The organism is Pseudomonas sp. TE6283 (assembly GCF_054060555.1).
In genome coordinates, this window is the sequence record NZ_JBSSDH010000007.1 from 189767 (window position 1) to 202718 (window position 12952).

Sequence of the window (12952 nt, forward strand, 5' to 3'; positions counted from 1 at the left end):
TGAAAGTTGCGGGTCAGTGGCTGGCGAACGCCCCGTCGGGGTTCTGCAGCCAATGGCGCAGCTGGGTCTTGAGAATCTTGCCGTAGCTGTTCTTCGGCAGCTCGGCGCAGAACAGGTATTTCTTCGGTTTCTTGAACGATGCCATGCGCGCCAGGAACCATTGGTTGAGCACCTGGGCATCGAGGCTGCCCGGCGTGCGCGGCACGACGAAGGCCACCACCGACTCGCCCCACTCGGCGTCGGCCTCCCCCACCACGCAGGCCTCGAACACCTCGGGATGCTGGATCAGCACTTCCTCGACTTCGCGCGGGTAGATGTTGCTGCCGCCTGAGATGATCACGTCCTTGCTGCGGTCGGTCAGGGTCAGGTAGCCGCGCTCGTCGAGCAAACCGATGTCGCCGGTGCGCAGCCAGCCGTCCACCAAGGTCGCCTGGGTGGCCTGCGGATTGTCCCAGTAACCCTGCATCACCACTGGCCCGCGCACGCTGATCTCGCCGGGTTCGCCGGCCGCCAGCGGCTGGCCCGCGCCGTCCACCACGCGTACCTCGACACAGGCCTGGGCCCGCCCAACCGAGGCGGCGATGACGGGCCAGTCGGCGTGCTCACGGTCGGCGATGGCCTCACGCGACAGCGCGCTGATGGTCATCGGGCATTCGCCCTGGCCGTAGATCTGCACCAGGCGCGGGCCGAAGGTGTCCAGGGCCTCACTGAGGTCCGCCAGGTACATCGGGCCGCCGCCGTAGACGATGGTCTTGATGCCCGCACCGTCATAACCCTCCTGGCGGGCCTGCTCGACCATGCGCTTGACCATGGTCGGCGCGGCGAACAGGCTGACCTGGCCCAGGGTCTGCGCCAGGCCGAACAGCTCGGCGGCCTGGAAGCCCCGGGACAGCGGCACCACGTGCCGGGCGCCGCAACGCACGTGGATGAAGTTGTACAACCCGGCCCCATGGGACATTGGCGCAGCATAGACCACGGCGTCGCCGGCGCTCACCGGGTCGACATCCAGCGGGTAGCACAGCGACATGGCGACCAGGTTGCCATGGGACAGCATCACACCCTTCGACCGCCCCGTGGTGCCGGAGGTATAGAACAGCCAGGCCAGGTCACTGTCCTGGCGCGGATGCGGCTGCGCCAGTTCATCGTTGTCGAGCGCGCCGGGCGCAGCCAGGGCAGGCACGGCGAGCTCACGGCAAGCGTCCGGCAGGGGCGCGCCGGCGAAGACCTCGCCCTCGTCGGTATGGATCAGGCGGGCCCCGGCATTGCCGACGATCCAGGCCGCTTCCAGGGCATGCAACTTGCTGTTGATCGGCACCGCCACCGCCCCGCTCCACCAGATGGCGTAGAGCAGTTCCAGGTAGGCACAGCTGTTCTTCAGCAGCAGCGCCACCCGGTCGCCCGGTTCGATGCCATGGGCGTGACGCAGCGCCAGCGCCCGGGCCCGAACCCGGGCGGCGAACGTCCGGTAGTCGGCGACCTGGCGCGCCCCCTCGAACAGCGCCGGACGCTCGGGCCAGCGCTGGGCCGCATCATGCAGCCAATGAGCGATGTTCATCCTCAGACCCTGACGGCTTGCAGCACGCTGGCATAGTTGGCCACCGCCATGCCGCCCATGTTGAACAGCAGGCCGAACTCGGCGTTGGGCACGCCCAGGCCGATGGGCTTGCCGGTCAACTGGGCGAAGCCCAGGGCATGCATCGACACCCCGGTGGCGCCCACCGGGTGGCCCTTGGCCTTGAGCCCGCCGGACAGGTTCACCGGCAAGCGCCCGCCCTGGCGCACGGTGCCGTCGTCCAACGCCCGGTGCCCTTCGCCCCTTGGCGCCAGGCCCATGGCCTCGTAGATCAGCAGTTCGGCGATGGTGAAGCAATCGTGCACCTCGGCGAAACTCAGGTCGTTCAGGGTCACCCCCGCCTCGCGCAGCGCCCCGTGGATCGCCCGTTGCGGCCCCTCGAAGGCGAGGATGTCGCGGCGCGACAGCGGCAGGAAGTCGTTGACCTGGACCATCGAGCGGATCGCCACCTGGCGCCGCATCGAACGGGCACGCTCGGGCGAAGCCAGGACGATCGCCGCCGCGCCGTCGCTGATCAGCGAGCAGTCGGTCAGGCGCAGGGGCGCGGCGATCAGCGGGTTGCTGGGTGACACCTGGTTGCAGTGTTCGAAGTCCATCACCCGGTGCATCTGCGCCAACGGGTTGGCCATGGCATTGGCGTGGTTCTTCACGGCGATGGCGGCCATCGATGCCAACGGGCTGTGGTAGCGCTCGGTATACTGCTGCGCCACCTGGCCGAACAGCTGGGCGAAGCTCAGCCCGGCTTCCGCCAGGGCGTTCTGGTAGCCGGCGCCGGCCAGGGCCCGGGTGACCTCGACCGTGCTGTTGCCGGTCATCTTCTCCGCGCCGACCACCAGCACCAGGTCGGCGGCGCCGCTGCGGATTGCGTTGATCCCGGCCTGGATCGCCGCCGAACCCGAAGCGCAGGCGTTCTCGCAGCGGGTGGCGGGCTTGAAGCGCAGTTGCGGATCGGCCTGCAGCATCAGCGAGGCCGGGAAGCCGTCGGCCACCAGGCCCGAGTTGAAGTGGCCGAGGAACAGCGCGTCGATCTCGGCGGCGTCGATGGCCGCATCCTGCAGGGCATCGCGGGTGACCTGGACGATCAGGTCCTCGAGGTTCAGGCCATCCAGGCGGCCGAAGGGACTGTGCGCGGCGGCGACGATGGAGATGGAATCGTGGAGCATGGTGGTTTTCTTCTGTCCTTGAAGCGGGTATTGCATACAATGTGGCAGTACCCGAATCCCACGCTAGTTGGGGCAACTACGTACGCGAGTAAGTAGTGAGCCGTACGGGACATGACCCCAAGCACCGAGGCAGGAAGCCTGATGACCGTACCCACCCACGCCTCCCCGGACCTGGAACGCCTGGCGTTCCAGGTTTCACCCGCGCCACAGCTGATCACCGGCCACCGACGCATGCTCGACTGCAACGAGGCCTTCGCCCGGCTGTTTGGCTATACCCGCGAAGAACTGCGCGGGCACCTGACCTTGCTGCTCTATCCTTCCCACGCCGACTACCAGAGCATCGGCGAACGCAGCGAGCACTGGCTGCGCAACGGGCTGGGCGCTTTCTACTCCGACGAACGCTTCATGCAGCACCGCAACGGCGAGGTGTTCTGGGCCAGGGCCCAGGGCTTCACGCTGACGGTGGACGATCCGTTCAAGCTGATGATCTGGCATTTCGAACGGCTCGACCGACAGCCGGCACCGACGGTGCAACTGACGCCGCGGGAGCGGGAGATCTCGCTGCATATTGTCAACGGGCTGACCTGCAAGGAAGTGGCGCGGCAGCTGGGGATATCGCATCGGACGGTGGAAGTGCATCGGGCACGGTTGATGAAGAAGTTGCAGGCGAAGAACAGTGCGGAGTTGGTGTCAAAGATTATTTTCATCAGCTGATCAAGGGCCAGGAACCAGCTTGTGCGTCACAGCAGCCACTGGAGCTGCATTGCAACCCCAACTATTGCAATCCCCCCACCACCCCGTGACAATGCGAGCAATTACCATTTACATCGTGAGTCCCGCTTTATGTCGACGCTCGACCGCTCGGCGCTACACCAGCTGTACAGCGAAAACAACGGCTGGTTGAAAAGCTGGTTGCGCGCGCGCCTGGGCAATGCCGCCGATGCGTCCGACCTGGCCCACGACACCTTCCTGCGGGTCATGACCGCCCGCAACCAGGCGCCCATTCGCGAGCCGCGCAGCTACCTCAGCGCCATCGCCCGCGCGCTGCTGATCGACAAGGTTCGTCGCCGCGCCATCGAGCAGGCCTACCTGCAGGCCCTCGCCCTGCGCCCGGAGCTGGTCGAAGTGTCGCCGGAGATTCGCCTGTCGATCATCGAGATGCTGGTAGCGGTCGATGCACTGCTCGACGAACTCGGTCCCAGGACCCGCGACATCTTCCTCGCGGTGCAACTGGAAGGGCTGGCCTATGCGGCGGTCGCCGAACGCTTCGACGTCTCGGTGACCACGGTGAAGAACCATCTGATACGGGCCATGACCCGCTGCCTGCTCGTGGTCGAGAGCTGAGGGCCGGGCTGTGGATATGAAGACACTCGAAGCGGCCGCGACCTGGTACGTGCAGCTCAATGACGGTGATGCCGACACTGCCCGGACCCAGGCCTGGCAGGCATGGCTGGCCGCAAGCCCCGCGCATGCCGAAGCCTGGGCGCGGGTGGAGAAACTCCAACGCCAGTGGTCAACGGTGCCGCGCCAGGCTGCGCTGGCAGGCCTGGGCGCGGCTCAGGCGCAACGCCGCGAAGTGCTCAAGGTACTGGGACTGCTGCTGGTGGTCGGTGGCGGTACCTGGGTGGCCAGCGAACAGGTGCCCTATCGCGCCCTGCTCGCCCAGCAGCGCACCGGCAGTGGTGAGCGGCGCTCACTGCGCCTGGACGACGGTTCGCAACTGGAGCTGAACGTCGACACCGCACTTGACGTGCGCTTCGACGCCCAGGTGCGGGCGATCCAGTTGTATCGCGGCGAGATCCTTATCAGTACCGCCCGTGACGCCGCCCGCCGCCCGTTCATCGTGCACACCGACAACGGCAGCGTGCGGGCGCTAGGCACGCAGTTCAATGTGCGCCAAACAGCGCAGCAGACACAGGTCGGGGTGTTGCAGTCCGCCGTCGAGATACGCCCGCAACGCCACCCCGACCAAGTGTTGCGCCTGGACGCCGGCCAGCAGGCCGGATTTGATCGCGACGTGATCGGCCGTACCCGGACCCTGCCCGCTGATTCCGCGGCCTGGGTCCAGGGTATGCTCAGCGTCAACGACTGGCGCCTGGGGGATTTCATCGCCGAACTGGGCCGCTACCGCCCTGGCCTACTGCGTTGCGCGCCGTCCATCCAAGGCATGCGTATCTCCGGCTCATTCGCCATCGATGACACTGATATCGCCCTGGCGAACCTGCCCAAATCCCTGCCGGTGAAGGTGCGCTACCTGAGCCGCTACTGGGTCAGCGTGGAGCCTGCCTGAACCCTGAGCGAAAAAAATTCTCCGCAATCTTGCTGATTTCGATTCTCGTCCGTCCATGACACAAGCCGCGACGACAGCGACTTTCCGCCATGACACGCAAGGATCACCCAATGCCCGCTCCCCACCCCACCGCCCGCCTGCGCCTGGCCGTCCGCCGGTTCGCCTTTGGCCTGTCCCTCGCCAGCGTGCCCTGCGCGCTGCTCGCGCCGGTCGATGCCATGGCCAGCAGCCAGAACACCTACCATATCGCCGCCGGCCCCCTGGGCAATGCGATCACCCAGTTCGGCGTGCAGGCGGGGGTAACCATCTCGTTCGACACCGAGCAGACCCGCCACCTCAGCACCGCCGGGCTCGACGGCAGCTACAGGGTCGAGGAAGGCCTGCTGCGCCTGCTCGCCAGCAGCGGGCTGCAAGCCCAGCGCCAGGGCAACGGCGGCTATGTGCTGGTCCCGGCCGACAACGGAACGGCGATGGAACTGGGGCCGTTGACCATCGACGCCAATCGCCTCGATGCCACCAGCGAGGGCACCCAGTCCTACGCGGCGCGCGCAGTGACCATCGGCAAAGGTGTGCACAGCCTCAAGGAGACGCCGCAGTCGGTCACCGTGATGACCCGCAAGATGCTCGACGACCAGAACCTCAACACCCTGGAACAGGTGCTGGACAAGACCCCTGGCATCACCGTCTACGACTCGCCCATGGGCGGCAAGTACTTCTACTCCCGTGGCTTCAACCTCGACGGCCAGTACCAGTACGACGGCGTGCCGCTGGATGTGGGCGGCAACTATGTGCAGGCCAACAGCTTTTCCAGCGACATGGCCTTCTACGACCGTGTCGAGATCCTCAAGGGCGCCGCAGGCATGATGAAAGGCTCCGGCTCCTCCGCCGGCGGCGTCAACTTCGTGCGCAAGCGCGGCCAGGACAAGGCCCACACCACGCTGACCTTGTCCGCCGGCACCTGGGACAACTACCGTGGCCAGGTGGACGTGGGCGGCCCGCTCAACGAGTCGGGCACCGTGCGCGGCCGCGCCGTGGCGACCCTGCAGGACCGCCAGTACTTCTACGACAACGCCAAGCGCCAGGACCAGGTGCTGTACGGCGCCCTCGACTGGGACGTGACGCCCGACACCACCCTGGGCGTGGGCCTTGCCTATGAAGACGTCGACGCCTCGCCCTGCTACCACGGCCTGCCCCGCTACGCCGACGGCAGCGACCTGAAGCTGTCGCGCTCCACCTGCCTGGGCGCCAGCTGGAACGACCAGCAAAGCCAGCGCACCACCGGCTTCGCCGACCTCAAGCATCGTTTCAACGACGACTGGACGCTGAACTTTGCCTCGGTCTACACCCACAACAACCAGAACATCGAGTACGGCTACGCCGAGGGCGCGGTGCCGGTGGGCGCCGGCAGCGCCGGGATCCGCCGCTATGCCGGGCGGTTCGACTACGACCAGGACGACTACGGCTTCGATAGCTACCTCGACGGCAAGTTCGAGGCGTTCGGCCTCGAGCACGAGCTGATCGTGGGCGCCAACGCCAGTCGGCAGAAGACCCACGACTACTTCGCGCTGATGGGCCTGAGCGGTACCCAGAACCCGTTCGATCCTTCCCCGGCCTTCCCCCATCCGTCCAAGGACGCGTTCCTGACCGCTCCCAGCCGCGGCGGTAGCGTCCCCACCGACTCCACCACGACCCAGTACGGCACCTACGCCACCGTGCGCCTGAAGCTGGCCGAGCCACTGACCCTGGTACTCGGTACGCGGGTGAGCTGGTACCGTAACAAGAGCGATTCCTACACCCAGGCCTGGGACTACTGGGTACACAACCGCAGCCAAGAAAACGGCCAGGTCACGCCCTTCGCCGCCGTGCTCTACGACCTCAACGATGAGTGGACCGCCTACGCTAGCTACGCCGACATCTTCCAACCGCAGAGCAACCTGGTGAATGCCCAGGGCCAGGCCCTGCAACCCAAGACCGGCGCCAACTACGAGCTGGGTATCAAGGGGGAGCTGTTCGGCGGTGCGCTGAACACCGCCTTCAACCTGTTCCGCACGGTCGAGGAGCACCGCGCCGAAACCGACTTCGCCGATACCTGCCTGGGCTCGGGCGACCAGTACTGCTACACCGACAGCGGCAAGGTCCGCGCCCAGGGCTTCGAGGCCGAGGTCAGCGGCTCGCCCATCGAACGCCTGCAGTTGCTGGCGGGCTACACCTACACCCAGACCAAGTACCTGAACACCATCAACCAGACCGACCCGACCGAGCTGACCTTCAGCTCCAGCTTCATTCCGCGGCACATGCTCAAGGTCTGGGGCGACTACCAGTTGGACGGCGCGCTCGAGCGCTGGACCGTCGGTGCCGGGGTTTCCAGCCAGAGCGACAACTTCCGCCGCCAGGGCAACCTGAGCATCGAGCAAGCGGGCTACACCTTGTGGAGCGGCCGCGTGCAGTACCGCCTCGACGAGCACTGGAGCCTGGCGTTGAATGGCAACAACCTGCTGGACAAGCGTTATTACTCGACCGTGGGGGCTACTGGCTGGGGTAACTACTATGGTGAGCCGCGCAACTTCATGGTGACACTCAAGGGGAGTTTCTGACGGGTGCAAGATGGGGCGGCGCAGTCGAAACCGCCCCTGCCCGTTTCACACCCTTTTCAGCATCCCCATATGCGCATCATCCATCAAGGCCTTGGCCATATCGCTCAGGTAGTGCGATGCCCAGACCAGCACCGGTTCGTTGTCCATCACACCAATGAAGGAAGCCCGGCGGGCGCTGTCGAGCAGCACGCAAGCCTGCTCCATGGCGTGGCTTGCGCAGTTGCCGGGCTCGACACGGAACAGGCGCGTACCTTTGGTGGCGCCTTCCAGGCAGGTGCAGGTGCCAACGGTCCAGCCGAGCTGGCCGTGGTCTGCTGGGGTTTCGTTGTCCATTTGCGAAATCCTCTCTCGTAGAACAAACCGTGACTCATTGATTTAGCTACCCCCTGTAGAAGCGGCCTTGCGCCGCGAAAGGGCTGCGCAGCGGCCCCGGCAATTTTGATTGCGGCGCGGAACCTGGGGCCTGTGGCAGCTCTATCAGTGCAATGTGTATGACGGCGGTCGCGCACTCATCTGGACTTGAGCCAGAGCCGACTCCAGCAGCGTGCGGGTGGCATCAAGCTCGTGCATCATCGTCAGCATCACCAGAGTGGCCGGTGATTTTGGCAGGTGGCTGAACGACTGATGGGCGACGGCCAGTGCGCACATGACGTACTCGGTGGCCTGAACGAGGGTGTCCTCGAGGAGATGGGGGGATTCGGTGGACGGGGGTGGATCCGGGACGATCTTCAACATGACTTCATACTCGACGTTCATGAATGATCAACCAGACACCCATTCACCTGCAGGAGGATGGGTGGCGGCTACGTGCGGGTCTGCAAGTCCGGGGAACATCGAGCGATAACCCGGCCGTTCCTCCCCCCGTTTCGCCTTGTCTGGCCTTCGCACAGACACATTTCGTACAGACCCTAATACCGCGCAGGCTTGCAGACCGGGCGAAACAGGTGCAAGGCCGCTCCAGGATCCTACTTTCGCCCCTCAAATCGTCGTCTGCTCAGGAACAACCCTATGCCGAGCGGCACTGCAAGGGCAGACATCAATCCCAGGTCAAAGCTCTGCAAACGAGTCTGGCTCAGCGCAACACAACCAATCAGTCCAGCAATGACCAACGCAACGCCTAGCCACTTACGCAGCAAGTATGGCCTCATGAACCGTTCAAATAGAAAAGCCAGTGCAACGAAGATGACTGCCTGCGTAAATTCGGACATGTGCACCTCCTCTCAAGCCCTGATGATAAGTGATTCGGCAGTACGCTGCGGGCCAATCCCACCACTTACCTGAGCCTGAATGCTCACGACTACGTCACCAGCATGGTAGGTGGGTAAGACGTCATTAACGTAAGAGCGCACGCCCATACCTACAGCAGTACCGGCGGCAAGCCCTGCTACTGGCCCGGCCAGACTGCCCACAGCACGGGCAGCACCACCGAAAGCGGAGAGCGCCAGGTTAGCAATGCTGGTGCGCTGGGCATTGAGGGTGTCTGCTTGTTGACGGGTCAGCGGTTTGGAAATACCTACCATCATCACGCAGGGCAGGTTTTTGGCCTGCATCTTGTCGTACACCTCTACGACTTTGCTGGTAACTTGGTAATGGGCATGCTTTGCTTCGCCAAAATGCAGCTCGCGCAAGCGACCGCGGTCACTGTCGGTGAGGGTGATCTGCGAAATGTTGAACACGATCCCGTGGTTGCCCATGTACTGGTGTGTCCCTTCAAAGTTCATTAACGCTTCCTTACAAAATAAGCGGAGATTCTGAACAGTCGGGCATCCAGATGCAGTTGAAAGTTGACACGATCCCTTTAGAAGCGGTCTTGTGCCGCGAAATGGCTGCATAGCAAGAAGCCGAAACTCATGGGTCGGGGAAAATCTTCATGTTGAAACCCTCTAGTTTACGCTGATCAGCCCGCAACTCATCGCTTGCAAACGAAGGGGTGGCGGCCACGTACGGGCCTGCAAGACCGGGGCAACTAGAGCAAGCCCGACTGACCCGAAGGCCACCCGTACGCAGCCACCGTGATGCACGGCCAATGCCTTGAGACCAATGGCAATGGGTGGTGCTGATCTAGATGTCCCGCTCGGGCTTGCAGACCCGGTCGCTACTTTTTTGTAGCGACCCAGCAAGGCAAGGCTAGACCTAGGTTGGATGGCGTAAAAGCGGGTAGAGCATGCTTCGGAAACGGACTACTCGAAATAGGGAAAATCTGATTAATCCCTGTAGGACGCGATACGGGATCTCTCCCCTGCCCGTCTACCCAGCCCCAAAAAAGACGGTTTACATCTCACCCAGAGCTTGTAGAGATTCCCCCACTTTTGGTCATCAGGTCTGAGAAGGTGCATATGCCCTACATCATGCAGGCTGCCATCCTTCTGGTACTGGGCGCACTCCTCGTTCGGTTTCTGAAACCATACCCCTTACGTAAGTGGCTGGGCGTGGCGATGTTGGCGGCGGGCCTGGTCGGCATCTTCAATTTCGACCAGCAGCAGGTGCTGGGCTTTGACCTGGAGCTGCTGGCGCTCCTGGCCGTGCCGTTGGGCGCGGTGCTGTTCATGACGCGGCGGCGGTTCACGGAGGTGGGTTGAAGCCCAGGTCAGGTTCCTGTAGGAGATCGCCGGGCCCTATGGGCTTGCAGGGAACAACGTTACAAGCATTACCAACGTGGGAGCGGGCTTGCCCCGCGATGCGGCGTATGGCACCGGCATTGCCGGTGATCGCGGGGCCAGCCCGCTCCCACGCGGTCCAACAATCAGGCTTGCGTTGAAAACACGGTCTTGGAGCAATGTCCGCCTCGGATCGAAACGAATAGCCCGGGTGTGCGCGCAATCTCTCGGACCTAGCCTGCGCTGGCTACAGGTTGATCAGCTGCGCAGGCATCTCAGTCAGGTCAAGCGGCCCCCTTCGCCTGCTGTTCCAGATGCACCTGCAACGTCGGATCGATCCCCAACGCACTGGCCAATTCATCAAGGTAGGCCCGCTCCGCGTCCTGTTGGTCATCCACCAGCATCACACTGGCCAGGTACATTTCCGCAGCCATGCCCGGGTCTTGGGCCGACTGCGCCACCTCGACAGCATCCAGTGGTTTGCTGACTTCCTCATCCAGCCATTGCTGCAGTTGCGGGTCGCTGGTGTGACGTTTGATTTCGGCGTAGATCAATTGTTCTTCCTGCGGGTCGATGCGACCGTCAGCCTTGGCTGCCGCGATCAGCGCACGCAAGATCGCATGGCTGTGATCCTCGGCCTCGGGGCCAGACAATTGATCCACGGTACGCACCGCCTGTTGCGGCGCGGCCGCCTGGCTACGTTGCCAGCTTTGATAAGCCTGGAACGCCATCATGCCCAATGACGCCAGAGCTGCGTAATTGACGCCGCCAGCAGAGCGTCCCTGAGTGGAAGCGCCAGCGTTGCCACCGCTGCCACCCAAAATGCCGCCCAGTAAACCACCAAGGCCACCACTGCCACCTGCGGTACTGCCGCCGCCAAGCAGCCCTCCCAACAAGCCGCCCAAGCCGCCCAGGCCGTCTTGCGATGACATGCCGCCGCGCCCTTGTTGCGCTTGCGAACCCTGCCCGGCCCGAAGCAACTGTTCCAGCAGATCACTCGTGTTCATGGCACCGCCCTCGGTCGGTAGTCGTTGCCCAGACAAGCAACGATAGTCCCCTCAAAGCAAACCGCCATTACCGTCTGGCCGACGGGTAACCGGGGGCCGACCGAGTGCGGCGAAATAGCATGAACGCGCCCTGCGATTTGAACCGGAAGCAGGGCTTAGACCGCCTCTATTGCGGCAGTTTCGCGATCACCTTGATCTCGAAGTCGAAGCCGGACAGCCAGGTCACGCCAAGAGCGGTCACCGTGGGATAAGGCGCTTCGCCCCAATACTCAGCCGCCACTTCCCAGATGGTTTCGAATTTCGAGTCGGGGTCGACCATGAAGATGGTCGTATCAACCACATCCTCGAAACTACTGCCGGCCTCGGCGAGGATCGCGTTAAGGTTGGCGAAGGCCAGGCGAACCTGCGCTGCGAGGTCCGGCTCGGCCGAACCATCCTTGCGGCTGCCGACCTGACCGGATACGAACAGAAAACCGTTGGAGCGAATCGCCGGCGAGTAGCGGTGCAACTCGTACAAAGCATGGCGATCGGGTGGGAAAACGACATCACGATTACTGGACATTACCTACCTCGTTCTGGGCTATCGCAGCCCGTTGTCTACGGTGAGGCCACTTTAAAAAGGCTACTTACCTGGATAAACGGGCAGCTCTGGCCAGGACTGTTTGTATAATCCAAACAATCCAGGTGCGAACGAGGCGTGGAATGGACCGATTCGATGCGATGCAGGCGTTTGCCCGAGTGGTGGAAACCGGCAGTTTCACCAAGGCAGCCGCCACCTTGCACATGAGCAAGACCACCGTGACGCAGCTCATTCAGCAACTGGAAGCGAGGCTGCGCGTGCGGCTGCTCAACCGCACCACACGCAAGGTCAATGTCACCGCCGACGGCGCGGCCTACTACGAACGCGTGGTCCGGTTACTGGCAGACATGGACGACGCCGAGACCAGCTTGTCCAGCGCCTTGATGACGCCGCGCGGACGGTTGCGGGTGGATGTCCCCAGCCCGCTGGCGCGAATGCTGCTCATACCCGCCTTGCCGGAATTCTTTGCACGTTATCCGGAAATCCAGCTGACCGTGGGCGTGAGTGATCGCATCGTCGACATCATTGGTGAAAACATCGACTGCGTGGTACGTGGCGGCGAGATCACCGATCAGTCCCTGGTGGCAAGGCATGTGGGCGATTTGAAACTCGGTATCTATGCCACGCCCGGGTACTTGCAGCGCTTCGGGACACCGGCACACCCGCGTGAGTTAGAGGAAGGCCAGCACAAAACCATCGGCTTTCTCTGGTTTCGAACAGGCAAAACCTTGCCCTACGTGATGCAGCGAGGTGAGGAGCGCATAGAGGTCCAGCCCCGTCCGCAACTGACGGTCGATGACGGCAATGCGTACCTTGCCGCCGGTCTGGCTGGCCTGGGGATGCTCTGGCTGCCGCAGTACATGGCCAAACCGCACCTTAACAGTGGGGAGCTACTGCCGCTGTTTGAAGAGTGGCATATGTCGCCAATGCCGATGTACCTGGCTTTCCCGCCGAATCGCCATGTCAGCGCCAAGGTGCGGGTATTTATCGACTGGATAATCGAATTGATGGCCGAGCATGCGCCAGTGATTGGCTGAAACAGGTGCAAGGCCGCTCCAGGACCAGGCACTCCGAATTTCCGCTGTTGCCCGTTTTCTGACAGTGCGGCAGAGGCCAACTATGGGTCGTTAGCGGCATTTCGTGACCGG

At 63.4% G+C, this 12952-nt stretch carries 14 protein-coding genes; 6 read left to right on the forward strand and 8 right to left on the reverse strand.

Going from position 1 to position 12952, the window contains the following annotated elements:
* Positions 1-13 precede the first annotated feature (13 nt).
* Positions 14-1555 carry a class I adenylate-forming enzyme family protein gene (locus tag ACVWZ5_RS12455; protein WP_301140756.1) on the reverse strand — a complete coding sequence of 514 codons (1542 nt, stop codon included), beginning with the start codon at positions 1553-1555 and terminating at the stop codon, positions 14-16.
* A gap of 2 nt (positions 1556-1557) precedes the next feature.
* Positions 1558-2736 carry an acetyl-CoA acetyltransferase gene (locus ACVWZ5_RS12460; RefSeq protein ID WP_096049992.1) on the reverse strand — a complete coding sequence of 393 codons (1179 nt, stop codon included), beginning with the start codon at positions 2734-2736 and terminating at the stop codon, positions 1558-1560.
* 141 nt (positions 2737-2877) lie between these two features.
* On the opposite strand from ACVWZ5_RS12460, the gene ACVWZ5_RS12465 reads away from it, so the two are divergent.
* The 4 genes from ACVWZ5_RS12465 to ACVWZ5_RS12480 all read left to right on the forward strand — a co-directional run bounded on the left by ACVWZ5_RS12465 (position 2878) and on the right by ACVWZ5_RS12480 (position 7620).
* Positions 2878-3450, forward strand: coding sequence for a LuxR C-terminal-related transcriptional regulator (locus ACVWZ5_RS12465; RefSeq protein WP_028690779.1), 573 nt, complete (start codon positions 2878-2880; stop codon positions 3448-3450).
* A gap of 129 nt (positions 3451-3579) precedes the next feature.
* The gene (locus tag ACVWZ5_RS12470; protein WP_457340641.1) at positions 3580-4080 is read left to right on the forward strand and encodes a sigma-70 family RNA polymerase sigma factor; all 501 of its coding nucleotides are present in this window, start codon (positions 3580-3582) and stop codon (positions 4078-4080) included.
* A 10-nt stretch (positions 4081-4090) separates the two neighbouring features.
* Positions 4091-5026: a FecR domain-containing protein gene (locus tag ACVWZ5_RS12475; protein WP_457340642.1), complete on the forward strand. Its 936-nt coding sequence runs from the start codon at positions 4091-4093 to the stop codon at positions 5024-5026.
* Positions 5027-5136: 110 nt separating this feature from the next.
* Positions 5137-7620 carry a TonB-dependent siderophore receptor gene (locus ACVWZ5_RS12480; protein WP_186599823.1) on the forward strand — a complete coding sequence of 828 codons (2484 nt, stop codon included), beginning with the start codon at positions 5137-5139 and terminating at the stop codon, positions 7618-7620.
* A 45-nt stretch (positions 7621-7665) separates the two neighbouring features.
* On the opposite strand, the gene ACVWZ5_RS12485 is transcribed toward ACVWZ5_RS12480, so the two are convergent.
* The 4 genes from ACVWZ5_RS12485 to ACVWZ5_RS12500 form a co-directional block, all read right to left on the reverse strand.
* Positions 7666-7953, reverse strand: a complete 288-nt coding sequence (locus ACVWZ5_RS12485) for a DUF3077 domain-containing protein (RefSeq protein WP_457340643.1) — start codon at positions 7951-7953, stop codon at positions 7666-7668.
* A 144-nt stretch (positions 7954-8097) separates the two neighbouring features.
* Positions 8098-8355, reverse strand: a complete 258-nt coding sequence (locus ACVWZ5_RS12490) for a hypothetical protein (protein ID WP_457340660.1) — start codon at positions 8353-8355, stop codon at positions 8098-8100.
* Between the two features lie 230 nt (positions 8356-8585).
* The gene (locus ACVWZ5_RS12495; RefSeq protein WP_050706051.1) at positions 8586-8828 is read right to left on the reverse strand and encodes a hypothetical protein; all 243 of its coding nucleotides are present in this window, start codon (positions 8826-8828) and stop codon (positions 8586-8588) included.
* Between the two features lie 12 nt (positions 8829-8840).
* Positions 8841-9341, reverse strand: coding sequence for a hypothetical protein (locus tag ACVWZ5_RS12500; protein ID WP_457340644.1), 501 nt, complete (start codon positions 9339-9341; stop codon positions 8841-8843).
* Positions 9342-9956: 615 nt separating this feature from the next.
* Between ACVWZ5_RS12500 and ACVWZ5_RS12505 the strand changes: the two genes are divergently transcribed.
* On the forward strand, positions 9957-10199 hold the full coding sequence (locus ACVWZ5_RS12505; RefSeq protein WP_062574278.1) for a hypothetical protein: 243 nt from the start codon (positions 9957-9959) through the stop codon (positions 10197-10199).
* Positions 10200-10501: 302 nt separating this feature from the next.
* Here the strand turns inward: ACVWZ5_RS12505 and ACVWZ5_RS12510 are convergent, their stop codons facing one another.
* Complete coding sequence (locus tag ACVWZ5_RS12510; RefSeq protein WP_062574279.1) at positions 10502-11224, reverse strand: tellurite resistance TerB family protein; 723 nt, start codon at positions 11222-11224, stop codon at positions 10502-10504.
* A 166-nt stretch (positions 11225-11390) separates the two neighbouring features.
* Complete coding sequence (locus ACVWZ5_RS12515) at positions 11391-11786, reverse strand: RidA family protein (RefSeq protein ID WP_062574280.1); 396 nt, start codon at positions 11784-11786, stop codon at positions 11391-11393.
* Between the two features lie 140 nt (positions 11787-11926).
* Between ACVWZ5_RS12515 and ACVWZ5_RS12520 the strand changes: the two genes are divergently transcribed.
* A complete protein-coding gene (locus ACVWZ5_RS12520) occupies positions 11927-12841 on the forward strand; it encodes a LysR family transcriptional regulator (RefSeq protein WP_457340645.1) in 915 nt (304 codons plus the stop codon).
* The last annotated feature ends 111 nt before the right edge of the window (positions 12842-12952 follow it).